Below are 17953 nucleotides of genomic sequence, written 5' to 3'. Positions count from 1 at the left end.
GCCAGCTTTCGCACTCTTTATGCTAGAGCGGTGCTTGGCATTGGCATCGATCCGATATCGACTAACATTGGATGGTCACCGCCGACACCGCATTGTGCAAGGTAGGCAGATGTGTTATTTGAGCACATCGGATATCCTCTGGTGGGCTCAAGCTTGAGGGACGCTTGCAGTCGATAATAGAAGCCGTCAATCTCCTCGTCATCTGAAGCATCCATTATAATCCCCATATTTAAGAATCTCTCAATATGCGCGCGATTTTCAGTATAATTTCCCTTTTTTCCGTCCCGCGTCATGTGCTGAACAATGTTATCGAAATCTCTTTTCGTCTGCGCTTCGCGAAGGATCTTCTTAACCGCATCTTTTCTACGACCATAATATCGCCCCCTATGATTACGTGTATCCAGACCATCGATTCGCCAATCATGTCTAGTTAGCTGATACAGCATAACCCCCTTGGCTTCAGGAACCGTTTCCCTTATTATTTTTGAATCAGTGGAAAGGATACGCTCCATTAATTTGACTCTGCGCTCTTCTTTTTCGAACTCGACCATCAGTTTGTTAAATGCTGTCTGAATCGTGGTTTGCGCCCAGCCCACCACCTCCCTGACATCCTTGATAGAGCCCTCAACCAACATGACATGGATGCGAACAATCAGATCAAAGGTCGCTCTAGCAACGAACTTCAATTGCGTATAATCCGCATGGTAAAGTTGGTAAGCAAACCACTTAAAGAACTGCGCAATTTGGCCAACATCCACTTCGAGTTCTAACTTACCCTTCGCGCCCGCACCAAGACAAACACTCGCCATGGCCCGGAAACGAAACTTTCCTGCCGCATATGTAAGCTCAAGCATGCATCCCGCACCTGCACCGAGCATGCCGGTGACTGCCGGACCAACTTTCGCGAAGTCCTGATACCCTCCAGCTAAGTCTTCAGGGTTTAGCCACTGAACACTTCCAAGTAACTTGAGCTCGGCCTTCACACCAGCAAACGCCTCCAACTCGCCGCTTACGGCCGGGTCGATGGGTCGTTGGTTGATTTTTAGTTCTCGTTGTCTGGCACCGGCCCCATTGACAGCTGCACCATAGAGGCCGAGCTCCTTTCGTTTCTCGTCCTTATAGTTAATGGCGACGCCTAGTTCCGCGACGACACTCGCTCCGGCCATGCCGGATAGGCCGAGTTCAGCCGCGAAGCGAATCGCAGTCGACTTGTCTGATTGCTTATCTGTCAGTTGCCAAATCCAGCCAACCTTGTCCGGAAAATAGAACTTGGCAGAGGCCTTGGCTTCCGCCACCGCAAACTCTGCCCTGGCTCCCGCCTTCAAAGCACATTCGCCTTTCTTCGGATCCCACTCAGCAGCGAGACCGACGCCGGCAAAATAGCGCATCAACTGGGCCTGAGCGGTAAGATCGACATTGTTTTTGAGCGCAGCGTCCGGATTGGAGTTGGCGCGATCATATTGAAGGCTCTTATTCCAACTTTCCGCCCAGGGAAAAAGTATTCCTTGCACTGCATGGGAATCAATTTTAATCAGATCGGTCTTGAACTTTCTCTCAAGCTCGGTGAGGCCTTTCTTTAGTTCCTTCGTATCGATCTTGGTAGTCCCGTTGGCACGCGAAAGAAACGCTTTGTCGCCAGATTTCTGCTCTTTAGCGGTTCCTTTCAACTGCTCCCAGCCGGTCGGCACGTATCTGTCCCATGCGGTCTTGATTCTGTCCGACCGTACATATCGTGCCGTATATTTACGGAAGCTCCGTTTTTCCCGCCCCGCCTTGTCCTTGTATATCGGGATTAGTTCAACGATGGACTTATGCCCCCCGTCCAGTTTGTCAAGCGGCTCGAGCGTCCCCCGCAACTTCTCTTGCGCTGCCTTAGCTTCCTGATATGCCTTCATCAGGGATTGCTCTGCCGTGCTGCGTTCTGCTGGACTTGATAACGGCGACGTCTGTAACTTGTGCAAGCGCTCTGCCAGCTTATCGACCTTTTCATTCGCAGCGTGGAAGGCCTCAATAACCCGGTCGAGCAATGCGCAAGCATTTTCAAACGCAGTCACCTCTTCGGCGGGTACGCAGATGAACTCTCCTGTTTCAGGTCTGAAGACCAGAAGAGGCTCAGGCCGAACCTTGGTGACCACCTCGCTCTTCGGCCTAGGATTAGTCCGAGCCGTCTCTCGTGGAGTCTCTCGGTCTGGTGCGGATCCGGCGGACGTGTCATTGTCAGGAGTCGATGTCTTGTCGTCGTACATGGCAATATCCGCTCAGTAGAACACCTTGATTTCTTCTGGTTTTTCCGTATAAACACGCATCGTTCGACCGTGCTCATCGGTAATTCCTTGGGCCAGTAGCGTGCCCTTTGCATCTTCGATTCGATAATGACGAAATGCGACCGGCTCATTGCTGATTTCATCACGTAGAACAAATTGCTCGTGGTACGCGGGCTTGGCCTTAGGTAAAGTGTTTTCCGTTTCGGAACCCGCAGGCCCAGTGAAAAGATGCTGCGCCGCTTTAAAAGTCGTCATACCCGGAGCATGTACTTCAATTTGGCTACCGACGACGCGAATTTGGGCCCCGGCAGCATTCAACAGCACGTGTTTTCGTGCCTCGACATTGACTATGCCCTGCACAGACGAAAGAGAAACGACCTTGTCGGCTGCTATGCTGACCCTGCCTTCAAACGACATCACACCCACCTTCCCGCTCGCCGCATGCATGGCAATCCCCGCCGCGGACTCACCCCCACCTTTGCCATGCGCAAACAAGCTCAGCCCATCCGCCACCGCCACCGACAGATTCCCACCCGCCGCCACATTGGCATCCTTCTGCGCCGCCACGGTCAGCTGCGTACCCGCGACCAGCACCGCATCGGCGGGCGTGGTTGAGGCGATGCCCTTGGGTGCTGACACCTGCAGGTGGGGCTCGTTATAGGCAGTGGCGCTGGCCTTGCCATCGGCCCCTGTTTCCGTATGGCGCAGCACTTCGGTGGTGTGCTTCAGTTGCGCGATGGCGGGGAGTTCGGAAGGAGCCGGCTCGTCCGGCAAGTCCGCCTTCTGCTTGCGCGCGACATCGGCCAGCGAGGTCAGCAGTTCGGCGCTGGCTTCCACCTGCGTCGCGGCGCCCTCGCTGTCGAGCAAGGGCACGCTGGTACCGGCGCCGTGCGCGGTCAGCAGCATGCCTGCGCCGCCTCGCAAGGCGCCGCTGTCCGCCGTTTCCAGCGCGGCGCCGTGACCGAGTGCTGCCTGGCGGGCGTTGTCGCGTTGTTCAAGGTGGTGACCCAGCGTCAGGGCCGAGGCCGCTTGTGTGGTGGATAGCAGGGTGCGGCTTTGTCCCGAGGTATCGTCGAAGACCAGCTGGTTGTAACCGCCGGTACCGTCCTGGCTGTGGCCCAGGGCCTGGGTCTTGATGCCGGACAGCACCGCTTTGTGGGCATGGCCTTGCTGGCCGTCGGGCTTGCCGTTGCCGTCCTGCTTGCCATCGGAGGCCTCATTGCTGCCGGCAAACCACGCCGGTGCGTTGCCGGTCGCATTGGCAGCGCCGGTCTGGTTCTGGTTGTACTGGGCGCTGGCCTGGCCGCGGCCGTTGTAGGCGGCACCGATCACGACCGGGCGGTCGATGTCGCCGTGCTGGAATTCCACCACCACTTCCTGGCCGACGCGCGGCAGTGCCACGCCGCCCCAGTTTGCGCCTGCAACCGGGGTCGCTACGCGCACCCAGGTGCCCAAACCGGCTTCGGCGCGGGCGTTGTCGTCGCCCGCAGGATGAGAGAGACGGCTGGCCGAGCGGGCCCCGCGCTGCCAGTGGAACTGGACCTTTACCCGATGGTCGCGGTCGGTATGCACGGGACCGTCCGTGCCGACGACGATGGCAGTCTGTGCGCCGGTGACGGTGGGACGCGGGTGTAGCTGCCGCCCTTGTCCGTCAAGCCGCTGCGGGCGGTAGGGGATCTTTGCCGGCACTACCGTAAATTGATTGCGGTAGAACGGCACATCCGCGGCGGCCGACGTACCGTCGGCTGGCGCAGCGGCAGGCTGGCCTGTCCCGAGCAATTGATCGATGACGCCCCGGAAGCGCTCGTTCAGGTTGTTGCGGGCCGCGTGCGTCACCGCCAGGACCACAAAGCGGCGCTCGTCGTCTTCCTGCACGCGCTCGTAGTCGAAGTGGCCGGTCAGCATGAAGCGGCTGGCGGGCGCCAACGTGCGAACGCTGCCCTCGCCAGAGAACGACAGGCGCCGGACTTCCAGCGCCTCCACCAGTTGCCGTGCCTGGCGTTGTGCCCGATCGCCGTCCTCGAACCAGTATTGGCCGGGATAGTCGGTATCCTGCAGGGCCGGGACGGCTGAATTGCCCTCGGCCGGCGCACCGGCCTCGGCACTGCGCACCGCCTTGGCGCGATAGTCCCAACTGGCTACGGCCACGGCATTGGTCTGCAGCCTGCGCACGCCTTGCCAGCGGTCGATCACGTCTTCGGCAGCGGTGGCATCGGCGCGGCCGAAGCGGATGCTGGCCTGTTCGTTGTCCTGGAAGACATCGTTGGCATCGGCGATCACCATGCGGTGCGTGCCGAGTGCCTCGCCATCGGCGGCTTCATGCTCGAAGTAATAGAACAAGCCTTCTTCGGCAAGCAGGCGCGTCACGAAATCGAAGTCGCTTTCTTCGTACTGCGTGACGATGCTGCGGCGCGGATAGGCCGCAGCATCGCGCAGCGCCCAGCGCCACGCCGGCACCAGCTTGCCCTGGCCGTTGTAGTCGCCGAACACGCTGTCCACCACGTCTACCACCGACATGTCCTGGAACAGGAAGCTGTCGCGGCGATGGCGCAAGAAGGCCAGCCAGGGCTCCACCACGATCCGGTAGCGCGCCAGCCCGCCGTTGGCGCCCACGCGCTCAAAGCGGGTAACGTGGCCATGGAAGGGCCGCAGCGTGGCGCGGCTGCGCTGGGTCAGCAGGTCAACGCGCACCGCCTGGCCCAGAAGGCTCTGCACCTCGATGCCGGCGTTATCCGACACCGCCGTCAGTTCGATGCGGAACCCGCCACCATCCAGCTGCTCTGCCGCCTGCAGTTGCTCCGGCATCAACGCGTCTTGCCCAAGGGGCGTCTGCAGGCGCAGCAAGCGGTTGGCCTGCGAGAAAGCGGCGCCAAGCAGTTTGGCCAGGTCGGTCGCTGAAACCATGAATTACTCCCGCGATGTCACGAGTCTGCGCATGCCGATATCAGCTGATGCGGTACTTGAACTCACCGTTCTTGCCGGTGGTGACTTTGATCTTGTCGACGCCGCCACCCTCGGCCATGCGCACCAGCACGGTCTGCGCGATTTCCGGAAGCAGCGTGCCGTTCAGGATATGGTCGACCGCGCGCGCACCGGCATCGACTTCGGTGCAGCGCGCCAGCACCGCCTCGACCAGCGCGTTGTCCCACTGGAATTCCGCCTGGTGGTTGGCGGCCACACGGTCGCGGATGCGGCCGAGCTTGAGCGTGATGATTTCGACCAGCACGTCATCCGGGATCGGGTAGTACGGCACGACCTTGGTACGCCCCAGGAAGGCCGGCTTGAAGGCCTTGTACAGCGTCGGCCGCAACACCTCGGCCAGGGCATCGGCGTCAGGCAGTTCCTCTGCGGGCTTGTTCAGGCAAGCCTGCATGATGGCCGACGAGCCGACATTCGATGTCAGGATGATGATGGTGTTGCGGAAATCGATGGGCCGCCCTTCGGCATCGTCCATCTCGCCCTTGTCGAACACCTGGAAGAACATCTCCAGCACATCCGGGTGGGCTTTCTCGATTTCATCCAGCAACACCACGCTGTACGGGTTGCGGCGCACGGCCTCGGTCAGCACGCCGCCCTCGCCATAACCGACATAGCCCGGCGGCGATCCCTTCAGCCCCGACACGCTGTGCGCTTCCTGGTACTCGCTCATGTTGATGGTGATGAGCTTGCGCTCGCCGCCATAGAGGATGTCTGCCAGCGCCAGCGCGGTTTCGGTCTTGCCCACGCCGGACGGGCCGGCGAACAGGAACACGCCGCGCGGCTTGTTGGGATCTTCCAGGTTCGCGGTGGCGGTGCGCACGCGCTGGGCGATTGCATCCAGCGCATGGTCCTGGCCGATCACGCGCGCGGCCAGCAATGGTTTCAGGTTCAGCACCGTGCGCAGCTCATCCTTGACCATGCGGCCAAGGGGAATCCCGGTCCATGCCGATACGATCTCCGAAACCACGTGACCGTCCACCTGCAACGGCACCATCGGCGCTTCACCCTGGAGCGCACGAAGTTCCGCCAGCAGCCGGTTGAGTTCGTCGGATTCCACAGCCGCGGCGGCTGCCTTGCGGCTGCCCTTGCGCGGCATCGTCACCACATCGCTGTTGGCGGCCATGGCCGGGGCGGATGCTTCCGCCTCGGCATCGTTGCCCTGCTCTCGTGCCGTGCGCAGTGCCTGGATACGCGCCACCAGCTCGCGCTCCTGCGCCAGGCGCCCATCGGCCGCGGCCACGCGTTGTTCCAGTTCGGCACGCTGTGCTTCCAACGCTGCCAGACGCTCCGCGTGCGCCGCCCCAGCGCGTTGCTCGCGCTGCAGCGCGGCCAGCTCCACGCCCAGGCGTTCCAGCGCCTTGCGATCGTCCTCGATCGCACCTGGCGTGGCGTTCTGCCCCAGCGCCACCTTGGCGCAAGCGGTATCGAGCACGCTGACCGCCTTGTCCGGCAGCTGGCGGCCGCTGATGTAGCGATGCGACAGGCGCACCGCCTCGGTGATGGCTTCGTCCAGCACGCGCACGCCGAAATGGCGCTCCATCAGCGGCACCATGCCGCGCAGCATCGCCGCAGCCAGCGTTTCGCTGGGCTCATCCACCTTGACCACCTGGAAGCGCCGCGCCAGTGCGGCGTCCTTCTCGAAGTACTTTTTATACTCGCTCCATGTGGTCGCGGCGATGGTCCGCAGCTCGCCGCGCGCCAGCGCCGGCTTGAGCAGGTTGGCGGCATCGTTCTGCCCGGCCTGCCCGCCCGCGCCAATGATGGTATGAGCCTCGTCGATAAACAGGATGATGGGCTGGGGGCTCTTGCGGACTTCCTCGATGACGTTCTTCAGGCGATTCTCGAATTCGCCTTTGACGCTGGCACCGGCCTGCAACAGCCCCATGTCGAGCGTACGCACGGTCACGCCCTGCAGCGGCGGCGGCACGTCGCCCACCGCAATACGCTGCGCAAGGCCTTCGACCACCGCGGTCTTGCCGACGCCGGCCTCGCCGGTCAGGATCGGGTTGTTCTGCCGGCGCCGCATCAGGATGTCGATGACCTGGCGGATTTCGGCATCGCGCCCGATCACCGGGTCGATGCGGCCATCGCGGGCCGACTGGGTCAGGTCGACGGTGAACTGGTCGAGTGCCGGCGTCGCGGTCAGCGCGGGCGCCGCCGTGGCGCCGCTGGCGCTTGCCGTGGTGCCGCTGCCATCGGCAATGTCCACCGCTTGCTCCCGCTCTTCGGAACCGGCGGTCAGCTTGTCAAAATCATGCTTGAGGCGGTCCGCATCGAACTCGCCAAAGCGATGTGAGCCGCGTACCGCCAGCGGCGCCAGCGCCGGCTCTGTCAGCAAGGCCAGCAGCAGATGGCCGGATCGGATGCGGGTAGTCTGTGAGTCGAGCGACGCAATCAGCCACGCATGTTCGAACAGCTTCGGCAGATAGGGCGAAAAAGCCGGCGTGCGCGTGTTGCCGTCCTTGAAGCGCGCGATTTCCGCTTCCAGGTCGCGCTGCAGCGCCGAAGGATCGATGCCACTGGCGCGCACCGCCACCGAGAAATCGCTGCGCGCGTTTTCCAGCAACGCCAGGAACAGGTGCTCCAGGTCGACCTCATAGTTGCCGCGCGCCATGCACAGCGACGCGGCGCGCTCCGCGGCCTGCCGGCAGCTTGCATTCAGTTTGGCGATCAACGTCTTGAGGGGAATGGCCATGGCGGCTTGGGCTCCGGTAGGTGTGAATCGCGTTGGTAGCGCGCGTTAGTGGCGAAATCGGGACGAAGTCAAAGCTGCTCAGTGCACCGGCGCAAGCGTGTAGCGCGCATCGCTGCGGTCATGGCGTGCGGGCCTGGTACTGAGGAAGGTATCCCAGCCAAGCCTGCCGCTGCCCTGGGCGCCAAGTGCGCATCCGGACACGTCGCTGGCGCGCAGGACAAGGCCTACTTCGTACTCCAGCGTCGCGCCGCACAGCACCGTCACCATCTTGCGCAAGGCCAGCGCCCCTTCGGCGCCGGGCAGGAAATTGCGATACTGCTCGCGCCCCAGCGGCCCCATCCAGATGCGCACGCGCAGGTTCCGCTGCCAGACGCGCGCGCCGGCAAGAGCGGTGGCGCCCAGCAAGTTGTTGGTGCCGCCGAGACGCGAATACTGTGACGGCGGCACCTGGTACCAGCCGCCAACGAATTGCTCCACGCGCACTTCCGCCTGGAAGTAATCGGACAGCACCTGCTGCAAATAGGAAGCCGACACTGGCCGATGGCGCACGGCGGTGGCATATCCGGCCAGCGCTTCGTCATGCACGACCCCGGCCGTGGCCGACAAGCCGCGCCGCATGGACTTGTCCGCCATGCCGGCCAGGGACAGCAGCAGTGGCAGGTAATGCCGGTTGCGGTCGACTTCATGCTGGAACGGCAGCCGGTATTTCTTCCACGCCTGGTAGAACAACGCGGTGGCGCGATTGGAGAAGATATCGAAAAACGCACGTGCAGCGCGGTCGCGGCGCAGGGTTTCGCGCTCCGCCACGATCTCGGTGTAGTGCAGCGGCAGCGCACCCTGCGCCCCCAGCATGCCGAAGAAGGTGGGCGTGATCGACACCTGATCCAGCGCACCATCGGCCAGGGCCTGGGCAAAAGCCGCATCGCTATCCAGTTCGCCATTCAGCGCCGTGGCAGCCTCGATGGACTGCAGCTCGCTCGGCGGGAACGACAGCGACAGGGTATTGCGAAAGGCGACGCGCGTGGCCAGCACCTGCTCCGGTGTGCCCGCACCTTCGCGCGCATAGTGGAGCTCGAGCAACCGCACCGCCTGGAAGAACTCGTAGCGGTAGGGCTGCCGCAGCAGCGCGCGGATTACACCAGGATCGATTCGCCGCTGCGGGGTGCGCATCTTGCCAGTTCCTTGCCGCCGCGGCGCGATACCGCGACCAGCTGCACAAAGCTGTTCAGGTGGACATAGAGGCCAAAGAAGTGGTCCATGACCTGGATAAAGCGATGCAGCCCGGTGCCGACGAAGGCATCCTCGTCCAGCGTCAGCTGGATCTCAAGGCCGCGCACAAAGGTGGCGAACGGCTTGCCGGCCAGCCACTGCGTCGTCGGCTTGTAGTCCAGGCCGACGATGCCTTCAATTTGCCGCGCCGAAATCGCGCTGCGCGGCAGGTCGTGCAGGCGCAGCATTTCCTTGAGCGTCGTCAGGCCGTTCTGCACAAGGGACAGATGATTCAGCGCCAGCAGCGATACCAGCCGCCATTGCGACGAGCGCCCGCTGCTCAGCCGCATCGACGGCGTCGGCTTGCGCAGGAAGCTGATGCGGCGAGCGATCGAGCTGCCCTCCATGGTCAGGTCGCCATCGGGCTGGCCGAACGCCAGCAGCGCGGGCAGGTCTCGGTTGGTACAGGTGACGCTCAGGCTCAGCGTTTCCGTGCGCGGGCTGGCGGGATCGAAGTCCGAATCGACAATGGAGATCTCGGTCTCGAAGCCGGGGCTGCGTTCCGCCACCAGCGCATTGCGGCGGGCGATCCAGTAGTGGCCGGCCTCGCCCGGTTCTTCGCCATGGTGCAGGGAATAGAACGGCCGGAACTCCACCACGTCGTGGCTGGCGGCAGTTTCACGCACCAGTTGCACCTGGTCGATCGAATAGATCTCAAAGCCGTGCGCGCGGCGGCTGTCGGCCACCACCGGATAAGCGGTGGCGGTGTGTTCGATGCGGATCGGGTCGGCCTTTTGCCGGAACAGGTTGACCACCGGCGTGCAGTGCAGTCGCAGGTGGCCAGCGCCAAGCCCTTCAAGCAGGCGCGCGGTGTTGCTGTCGCTGCGGACGTCGGTCAGCACCAGGTGCAGCGTCACGCGGCGCGCTGCCGCGGCGGCGCCGGGCGACAACGCCCGTTGAACCGGATCCAGGTCGAGATCGAAGAAATTGAATTTCTCGGCGAAGCCGAAATGCTCGCTTAGCAGCCGGTACGCCGGATGCGAGCGCGCCGGGGTGTCGATCAGCGCCTCATCCGCGCCAAAACCGACCTCGCGCAGCGGCACACGCGGCAGGCGCTTCCACACTCCGGGGCGCTCTTCCGCGTACGCCGCGGCCACATGCAGGAACAGTGCGTCCCCCAGCGCCGCCACGAATGATGGCTCGCCATCCAGGTAGACGCGTACGGCCTGGCGGCCCAGCGCATCGAAGCCACCCTGCTCGCCCAGGTACTCCAGTTCGATCGAGATGGCCCCGGTTGCGCCCTTGGGCAGATTGACCGTCGACGGCGCGGACACCGCCCGCTCAAAGCCGGCCGCAGCGACGCGCAGCGGCAGGAAGGTCACGTCATAGGCCGTGCGGAAACGGCACTCGACCTTGCGCACCGGCCGCGTGGTCAGCAACGTGCCGCGCGGCACCGTGACCGGTGCGCTCAGTTGCGCAGCCATGCCGGCCACGTCGAAATGCGCAATCGAACAGGAGGGGAACGGGCTCAGGTAGTGAGGGTACAGCACCTCGAGCAGCGCTTCTGTAAATTCGGGGTACTCGTCGTCGAGCTTCTTGCTGATGCGCGCAGACAGGAAGGCGAACGATTCGATCATCCGCTCGACGTGGGGGTCGTCGCAGCCATCCGCCGACATTGCCAGGCGCGCCGCAATCTTCGGATAGCGCTCGGCAAAGTCGCGCGAGTACCGGCGCAGAAAGGCCAGCTCTCGTTCGTAATATGGCAGCAAGTCTTCCATTCTGTGTGGCCGGTGGTGGCACTAGTGACGCAGGTGGCGCGCGTTGGCAGTCGGGCGGCGGGCAGTGCCCGCAGCAACCAGATCCGGTCGCCGCGCCTCAGCCCCGCCCTCGCGTGACCGAGTACTGCAGCGTCGATGGCTGCAGCATGGCATCGAAGCTGACCGGCTCGCGCGCGGGGCCCACCAGCAGCACCGCGCTGATGCCAAAGCACAGCACGCTGGTGGCCCGCTCGTTGACCGATAGCGCGACGCTGACGTTCTGCAAGCGCGGCTCATGACGCTCGATTGCATTGCGCAACGACTGGCATATGTACTGGCGGTCATCGAAGCTGGCCAGGCTCAGCCCGGCAAAGTCATTGAGCCCATAGGTCAGCAGCGACCGGCGGCACTCGGGCAAGCCGTTGAAATCGGCATCCTCATGGACGATGCGCGTATTCAGCAGCGCCTCGATGTCGCGGGCCACCGTCGCTTTCAGCTCCTCCAGCGACAATTGCCGCAACGCGCTGGGCAGCGGCGCGTGCGGCTCGTCGTCGAAGAGCTTGTCGAGCAGGCTGGGCTCAAAGCCTTTCATGGGCGTGAACAAGCAAAATGCCGCGGCAACGCTGCCGCGGCGAGACTTGACTGCAGGAACGTCAGACCGAGTAGGTCTTGTCGTTCTTGGTCAGGCTCCAGGCGCCCTGCGAGTTGCCGCCCTGGTTGCCGCCGATCTTCTGCTGCGTGTACTTCCACTGCACGGCAGCGTACTTCAGCGTGAAGCTGTCGCTGGGGATGCCTTCGGCAACGACGTTGGCCGACACCGCGCCCAGGATGGCGTTCTTCAGCTTGATTTCCAGGTACTTGACCCGCTTGCCTTCACCGTCGGCACGCAGGAAGTCGATGGTGACTTCGTCGAACGTGGTGCCGCCCGACACGTGCTGGTACAGCAACGGGCTGACCACGTCCAGATCCTTGGTGAACACCATCTCACCGTGTTCGCAGCGCTCGGCGGTATGGCCGCCTGCGGTCGACGCGGTGGCCGAACGCGGCTGCGTGATGCTGTGCTTCCAGGTGTTGACCTCGATCCAGTCCTTGTGGTCCTTGTCTTGCGATTCGCCCTTGATTGCCGGGCTGCCGAACTTGACGTAGATATCCTTCATGGAAAGACCCTCGATGAAAATCGCTATTTAGGCTTCTTGCCAGTTTCCCGGCATTGCTAGGTACTGCGCCCGCATTCCCCCGCAGGGATCGCGGTCAGGAGTTTGCCGCTTTGGGCAAATCCGCAACCAGCCGCAGCGAGATCGAAAGTTCATCAAGCTGGAAGTGCGGGCGCAGGAAGGCGACGGAGCGGTAGGTGCCCGGCTTGCCGGGTACCTCCGACACCTGGATCGAGGCTTCCCGCAGGGGGAACTGCGCCTTCTGCTCCTGGCTGGCGTTGTCGTCCAGCAGAACGTATTGGGAGATCCAGCGGTTCAGGAAGCTCTCCACGTTCTGCGCTGAAGCAAAGCTGCCGATCTTGTCCCGCATCATGGCCTTCAGGTAATGCGCCACGCGCGACACCGAGAAGATGTACTGCAGCTGTGCCGACAGCACGGCATTGGCGTTGGCACTGTCGGTGTTGTACTTCTTGGGCTTCTGCACCGACTGGGCGGCGAAGAACGCGGCATAGTCCGAGTTCTTGCAGTGCACCAGCGGGATGAAGCCAAGGTCGCTCAGCTCCTTCTCGCGCCGGTCCGTAATGGCGATCTCGGTCGGGCACTTGAGTGCGATCTCGCCATCGTCGGTCTTGAAGGTATGCGTCGGCAGGTCCTCGACCAGGCCGCCGCCTTCGACGCCGCGGATGGCTGCGCACCAGCCAAAATCCTCAAAGGCCGCGGTCAGCCGCGCGCCGAAGGCCCAGGCGGCGTTGCACCACAGATATTTGCCATGGTCGGTGCCGTCCACGTCCTCGACGAAATTGAAGCCCTCGACCGTGGTCCCGTCCTTCGGGTTGTACGGCAGGCGCCCCAGGAAACGAGGCATGGTCAGGCCGACGTAGCGCGAATCCTCGGATTCGCGGAACGACTTCCACTTGGCATATTCGACCGTGTCGAACACCTTGGCCAGGTCACGCGGTTTGCCGAGGTCGGCGAAGGTCTCCAGCCCCAGCAGCTCCGGCGACGCCGACGCAATGAACGGAGCGTGCGAGGCCGAGGCCACGTGCGACATCTGCTCGATGAAATACACGTCCTCGGGCTGGCGCGTGATTTCATAGTCGCCGATCAGCGCGCCGAACGGCGCGCCGCCGAAGGTACCGAACTCTTCTTCGTAGACCTTCTTGAACAGCGCACTCTGGTCGAAGTCGATGGCGGTCTTGAAGTCGCGCACCAGGTCGCGCTTGGTCGCGTTCAATGCCTTGATCTTGATCATCGTGCCGGTCTGTGTTTCCTTGACCAGGTACGACAGGCCGCGCCACGTGCTCTCCAGCTTCTGGAACTCCGGCGCATGCATCACGGCGCTGAGCTGGGCCGAGATCAGGCGATCCAGCTCGGCCACGCGCGCATCGAGCGTCGCCGACAGGTTGTCGGACACCACCACGGTGCCGTCCAGCACCTGGCTGACCAGCTCGCCGATGATGTCCTTGGCGCGCGCATGTTCGGAATCCGACTTTGCAACCTTGCTTTGCTCGACGATCTCGTCGAGCAGGTTCAATGTGCCGACAGCCACGCCGGGCTGGGCTACTGCAGCGGACTGGTTATCAAGCATTGTCGCCACCGTTCCTGGCATTGGCACCGAGCTTTTGCAGCGACTCAGTATTGGTCAGCACTTCCGAAAGCAGGTCTTCCAGCTTGTCGTTGCCGGCCAGCTTGTTGCGCAGGTCGGCCAGCTTGGAGCGGGCTTCGAGCAGCTTGCGCAGCGGCTCGATCTGCTCGACCACGGCTTCCGGATTGAAGTCTTCGAGGGAATGGAACTTCAGGTCCACGCCGAACTTGCCACCCTCTTCGGAGAGCGTGTTCGGCACCTGGAATGCCGCTCGCGGCTCGATGCCGGCCATCACGTCGTCAAAGTTGTCGCGGTCGATATTGACGAACTTGCGATCGCGCAGCTTGGGCTGCGCCACTTCCGACTGGCCCGACAGGTCAGCCACCACACCCACGACAAAAGGCAGTTCCTTCTGCTCGATGGCATCGCCCTTCTCGACGTCGTACGTCAGTTGCACACGCGGGGGACGCACCTTCTGCAGGCGCTTCTGGACACTTTCTTTCTTGGCCATCACTACTCTCCGATCTGGCGGAATCCGGTCTGGGAATCAGCGCAGGGCGCCGAACGGGTCTGCGCTGCCGCCGCCCGCAGCCGCGGGCTGTGCCGGCTGGGCCGCGGCTGCGGTCGGCTTGGCAGGCGCGGCACGGCGGCGCGGCACCGGCTTCGCCGCGGGCGCGGCATTCTTGTCGCGGGGGAACAGGACTTGCTCGCCCAGCGTGTCGCGCAGCATCTGGGCCAGCAACTGGGCGTCGGAGCGGACGTCGCCAGCCAGAGCGCTGTCGGCGCGCAGTTCCTGCAGCGAGCGGCGCGCCACGCGCAGGCCGCTGACCGCCAGCACGCTCTTGGCCTTGCGGTCGGTGGCGTCGCGCTGCAAAGCTTCTTCGGCCGCGACGATCGCCTGCGGATAGTGCTCGGCACCAAACTCGATTTGCGCCATGCGCGACCACGGTTCTTCGCGCGTCGGATTGTTCTTGGCGATCTGCTCGAACAGGTTGATGGCCTGCTCGCGCTGCCCGCTCGCCAGGGCTGCTTCGGCTTCGGACATGCTCTGCTTGAACGACTCATCGCTCTGCGGCCCCGGGTTGGAGGTTGCGCAGCCGGCGAGCAGCACGGCGGTGCTGGCCAGCATCACCAGGGTGCGATGGATTCCGGACTTGGGCTTGTAGTCGTTCACGGCGAGTCTCTGTGAAAGTTCAAGATTGCGGCGGGGCGATTCGGGGCTGGCCCTGGCAAGATCCCTCTGGGGAAAAGTGCCAAATGCCAATAATGTCAGAACTGTGTTGAACCCGAATTGGCCGGAATAGTACACTCTGCCGCTTACGGCTGACAACAGATCGGCGGATATTGTCAGCATTAGTACTTTTTGGTAGTTCTCTATCGTTTTGTCGGATAAGTCTCCGTCTGCTGAATTAGATAGTTCTTACTTCTGTCATGCGACACATTGAATTCAGTCGGGGGCCGTACAGCGAGCCTGCAGTTCAAGCCCCGCCCCGCCACGCCACGGGCCAGCGCGCCAGGATGGGCGCGGGCCTGGCTGCGGCCGTTTGCATCGCGGCGCTAACAGGCTGCTCGGTCGGCGGCACGCTGCTGGCGGGCGCAGCCAGCGGCGCGCTGGAGGCTGTCGGCCTCAAGCCGTCCAACTTGCCGGAATCCCAGAAGCCGCCGCGCGAAGTCCCGCTGAAGCTGTACGCCGGCAACAACCTGAATGCGGCAGCCGATAACCGGCCGGCTGCCATCGTGGTGCGGCTCTACAAGCTGAAGGATCCCACCAGCTTCCTGCAGGCACCGTTCGATACCTTCATCGATCCGCAACGAGAGCAGAAGACACTCGGCGCTGACCTGGTACAAGTTAGAGAGATGACTCTAATTCCCGGCCAGCGCTATGAAATCGTGGAAAAGATCACGCGCGAGGCGGGCACCTTCGGCGTGGTGGCGCTGTTTCGTAGCCCTGCCCCGCAGCGCTGGAAATTCGCGTTCGACAGCGCCAGGAGCGAAAAGTCCGGCGTGACCATCGGCCTGCACGCCTGCGCCATGACGTTGACCGTGGGCGATGCCATCACGCCGGCGGGCGCCGCAGCCAGCGGCAACCTGAACCTGGTCTCGGCAGCCGGCTGCCGTACCTGATGTAGCCGACAGGCACCAACAAGGACAACAAAGGCAAACGTGAGTTATTCCGCCAAGATTCTGTGGGGCGAAGGCCTGTTCCTGCGGCCCCAGCATTTCCAGCGCCAGGACGCATACCATGAGTCGCGCCTGCACGCCACCGCGCAAGTGATCCAGCCCTACGGCTGGGGCGTGCGCAATGCCAGTTTTGACACGGATGCGCTCGCCAGCGGGGTGCTGCGCGTGACCGAGCTGGCGCTGTTCTTTCCCGACGGCGAACTGTATTCCGCGCCCCAGGCCGACGAACTGCCACCGCCCGTGGTACTCGACGCAATTCCCGCCGGCACCTCGGAACTCACCTTCTACCTGGCCTTGCAGCCGCTGCACGATGCCGGCGGCAACTACCGCGACGACGCGGAAGGATCGCTGTCGTCCCGCTATGTCGGCCTGCAGACCGAAACGTCGGACCTGTTCACGGAAGCGGAGCCGGCAGCCATCACCTACCTGAAGAAGGCGGTGCGGCTGGTGGCCGAAACCGAGCCGCGCGACCAGTTCATCTCGTTGCCGGTCGTGCGCATCCGGCGTACCGCGACCGGCGGCTTTGAACTGGACGAGACCTTTGTCGCTCCGAGCCTGTCGATCAATGCCTCGGCCGTGCTGTACCTGCGCCTTCGCCGGCTGATCGACGCGCTGCAGGCCAAGGTCAATGCGCTGTACGGCTTCCATCGCGAGCCCACCAAGAACATCATCGAGTTCCGCTCGGGCGATATCGCGTCGTTCTGGCTGCTGCACACTGCCAACGCCTCTTTCGCTGCGCTGGCGCACCTGTTCCACCATCCCGAACTGCATCCGGAGCGGCTGTTCCAGGAGATGCTGCGCCTGGCCGGCGCGCTGATGACCTTCTCGAAGAGCCACACGCTGGCCGATCTTCCGGTCTATGACCATGACAGTCCCGGCCCGGTCTTTGCGCGGCTGGACAGCATCATCCGCGACCTGCTCGATACCGTCATCTCCACGCGCTACTTCTCGATCGCGCTGGACGAGACCCGTCCTTCGTTCCATCTGGGGCGCCTGGATTCCGGCAAGATCGACGACAAGACCAGCTTCTACCTGTCGGTCAGCGCGGACATGCCCGTGGCCGAACTGGTCGAGGCCATCCCCAGCCGCTTCAAGGTCGGCGCCCCGGACGATGTGGACAAGCTGGTGCTGTCCTCGATGCCGGGCGTGCCGCTGACCTACACGCCGCAGGTGCCGCCCGCGATCCCGGTGCGTCCGGGCGCGTGCTATTTCGCGATCGAGGCGCGCGGCGCGCTTTACGACCGCATGCTGCAGGCGCAGACCATCACCATCTACACCCCGGCCGGCATCCGGGAACTCAAACTTGAACTGATCGCGGTGACCTCATGAGCGCTACCTCCACGCCTTCGCTGTTCGGCGCCTCGCCGGCCGGCCAGCCCTCTCCCGCCGCCGCGGGTTCCGCCGACGGCGCCATGCACGCCCGCACGCTGCTGGACCTGCTTTACGATGGCTTTTTCATGCTGTTCCTGTTGCGCAATGGCCAGCAGCCCGGCAGCGCCGAAGAGTTCCTGCAGAAGGTACGCGACTTCCTCGATGATTTCGAGCGCGGCGCCAAGCGGCTCAATGTGGCGGCCGAAGACATCTTCGATGCCAAGTACGCCTTCTGCGCAGCCATCGACGAAACCATCCTGGCGTCAAGCTTCAGCATCCGCAGCACGTGGGAGCGGCGGCCGCTGCAACTGGTGCTGTTCGGCGAGCAACTGGCCGGCGAAGGCTTCTTCGCCAAGCTGGAAGAACTGCGCGCGCACGGCGCGCCACGGCTGCAAGCACTCGAAGTCTTCCACATGTGCCTGCTGCTGGGGTTCCGCGGCAAGTACATTCTGGAGGGCCCCGAAAAACTGGCCTATCTGACCGCGAGGCTGGGCGACGAGATCTCGGCGATCAAGGGCAAGCGCGCCGCCTTTGCCCCGCAATGGCCGATCCCGGACAAGATCTCGCACGCGCTCAAGCGCGAGACCCCGCTGTGGATCTTCGGCGCGGTCTTTGCACTGATCGCTCTGCTGGCCTTCCTGGGGCTGTCGACCACGCTGCGCTCGCAGACCAGCGACACGCTGCAGGGCTACTCGCAGGTGATCAAGCTGGGGCCGCGTTATTCGCACCTGACCATCTCGCTGCCCTGATGCCGCGTT

13 protein-coding genes are annotated in these 17953 nt (G+C 63.3%); 3 read left to right on the top strand and 10 right to left on the bottom strand.

Annotated features, from left to right (window positions below; genetic code table 11):
• Positions 1-17: 17 nt before the first annotated feature.
• From AC3FMM_RS11825 to AC3FMM_RS11780, 10 genes are all read right to left on the bottom strand, one after another.
• A complete protein-coding gene (locus tag AC3FMM_RS11825; protein ID WP_488686643.1) occupies positions 18-2135 on the bottom strand; it encodes a hypothetical protein in 2118 nt (705 codons plus the stop codon).
• Positions 2136-2258: 123 nt separating this feature from the next.
• Entirely contained in the window at positions 2259-5168 is a 2910-nt protein-coding gene (locus AC3FMM_RS11820; protein WP_488686642.1) for a type VI secretion system Vgr family protein, read from the bottom strand.
• 40 nt (positions 5169-5208) lie between these two features.
• A complete protein-coding gene (tssH, locus tag AC3FMM_RS11815; protein WP_116314297.1) occupies positions 5209-7938 on the bottom strand; it encodes a type VI secretion system ATPase TssH in 2730 nt (909 codons plus the stop codon).
• A 78-nt stretch (positions 7939-8016) separates the two neighbouring features.
• On the bottom strand, positions 8017-9108 hold the full coding sequence (gene tssG / locus AC3FMM_RS11810; protein WP_116314296.1) for a type VI secretion system baseplate subunit TssG: 1092 nt from the start codon (positions 9106-9108) through the stop codon (positions 8017-8019).
• Positions 9072-10925, bottom strand: coding sequence for a type VI secretion system baseplate subunit TssF (gene tssF, locus AC3FMM_RS11805; protein ID WP_116314295.1), 1854 nt, complete (start codon positions 10923-10925; stop codon positions 9072-9074). The genes tssG and tssF overlap by 37 nt, the downstream gene beginning before the upstream one ends.
• A 97-nt stretch (positions 10926-11022) precedes the next feature.
• Positions 11023-11496, bottom strand: coding sequence for a type VI secretion system baseplate subunit TssE (gene tssE / locus AC3FMM_RS11800; protein ID WP_115700238.1), 474 nt, complete (start codon positions 11494-11496; stop codon positions 11023-11025).
• Positions 11497-11557: 61 nt separating this feature from the next.
• Positions 11558-12061 carry an Hcp family type VI secretion system effector gene (locus tag AC3FMM_RS11795; RefSeq protein WP_012355844.1) on the bottom strand — a complete coding sequence of 168 codons (504 nt, stop codon included), beginning with the start codon at positions 12059-12061 and terminating at the stop codon, positions 11558-11560.
• 94 nt (positions 12062-12155) lie between these two features.
• Positions 12156-13646 (bottom strand): type VI secretion system contractile sheath large subunit, encoded by a 1491-nt coding sequence (gene tssC / locus AC3FMM_RS11790; RefSeq protein WP_115700236.1) that lies wholly within the window; start codon positions 13644-13646, stop codon positions 12156-12158.
• A complete protein-coding gene (tssB, locus tag AC3FMM_RS11785) occupies positions 13639-14154 on the bottom strand; it encodes a type VI secretion system contractile sheath small subunit (protein ID WP_488686641.1) in 516 nt (171 codons plus the stop codon). Before tssB ends, tssC begins: the two co-directional genes overlap by 8 nt.
• A 36-nt stretch (positions 14155-14190) precedes the next feature.
• Entirely contained in the window at positions 14191-14772 is a 582-nt protein-coding gene (locus tag AC3FMM_RS11780; RefSeq protein WP_115714253.1) for a tetratricopeptide repeat protein, read from the bottom strand.
• 389 nt (positions 14773-15161) lie between these two features.
• On the opposite strand from AC3FMM_RS11780, the gene tssJ reads away from it, so the two are divergent.
• The 3 genes from tssJ to icmH are packed head-to-tail and all read left to right on the top strand — an operon-like array spanning position 15162 to position 17944.
• Complete coding sequence (gene tssJ / locus AC3FMM_RS11775; RefSeq protein WP_115713429.1) at positions 15162-15767, top strand: type VI secretion system lipoprotein TssJ; 606 nt, start codon at positions 15162-15164, stop codon at positions 15765-15767.
• A 39-nt stretch (positions 15768-15806) separates the two neighbouring features.
• Entirely contained in the window at positions 15807-17153 is a 1347-nt protein-coding gene (tssK, locus tag AC3FMM_RS11770; protein ID WP_025581590.1) for a type VI secretion system baseplate subunit TssK, read from the top strand.
• Entirely contained in the window at positions 17150-17944 is a 795-nt protein-coding gene (icmH, locus tag AC3FMM_RS11765) for a type IVB secretion system protein IcmH/DotU (RefSeq protein WP_115713431.1), read from the top strand. The genes tssK and icmH overlap by 4 nt, the downstream gene beginning before the upstream one ends.
• Positions 17945-17953 lie beyond the last annotated feature (9 nt).

The organism is Cupriavidus sp. 207A1 (assembly GCF_057798955.1).
Note: the sequence above shows the minus strand (reverse complement) of the source record. Positions and strands in the feature narration are given on the sequence as shown.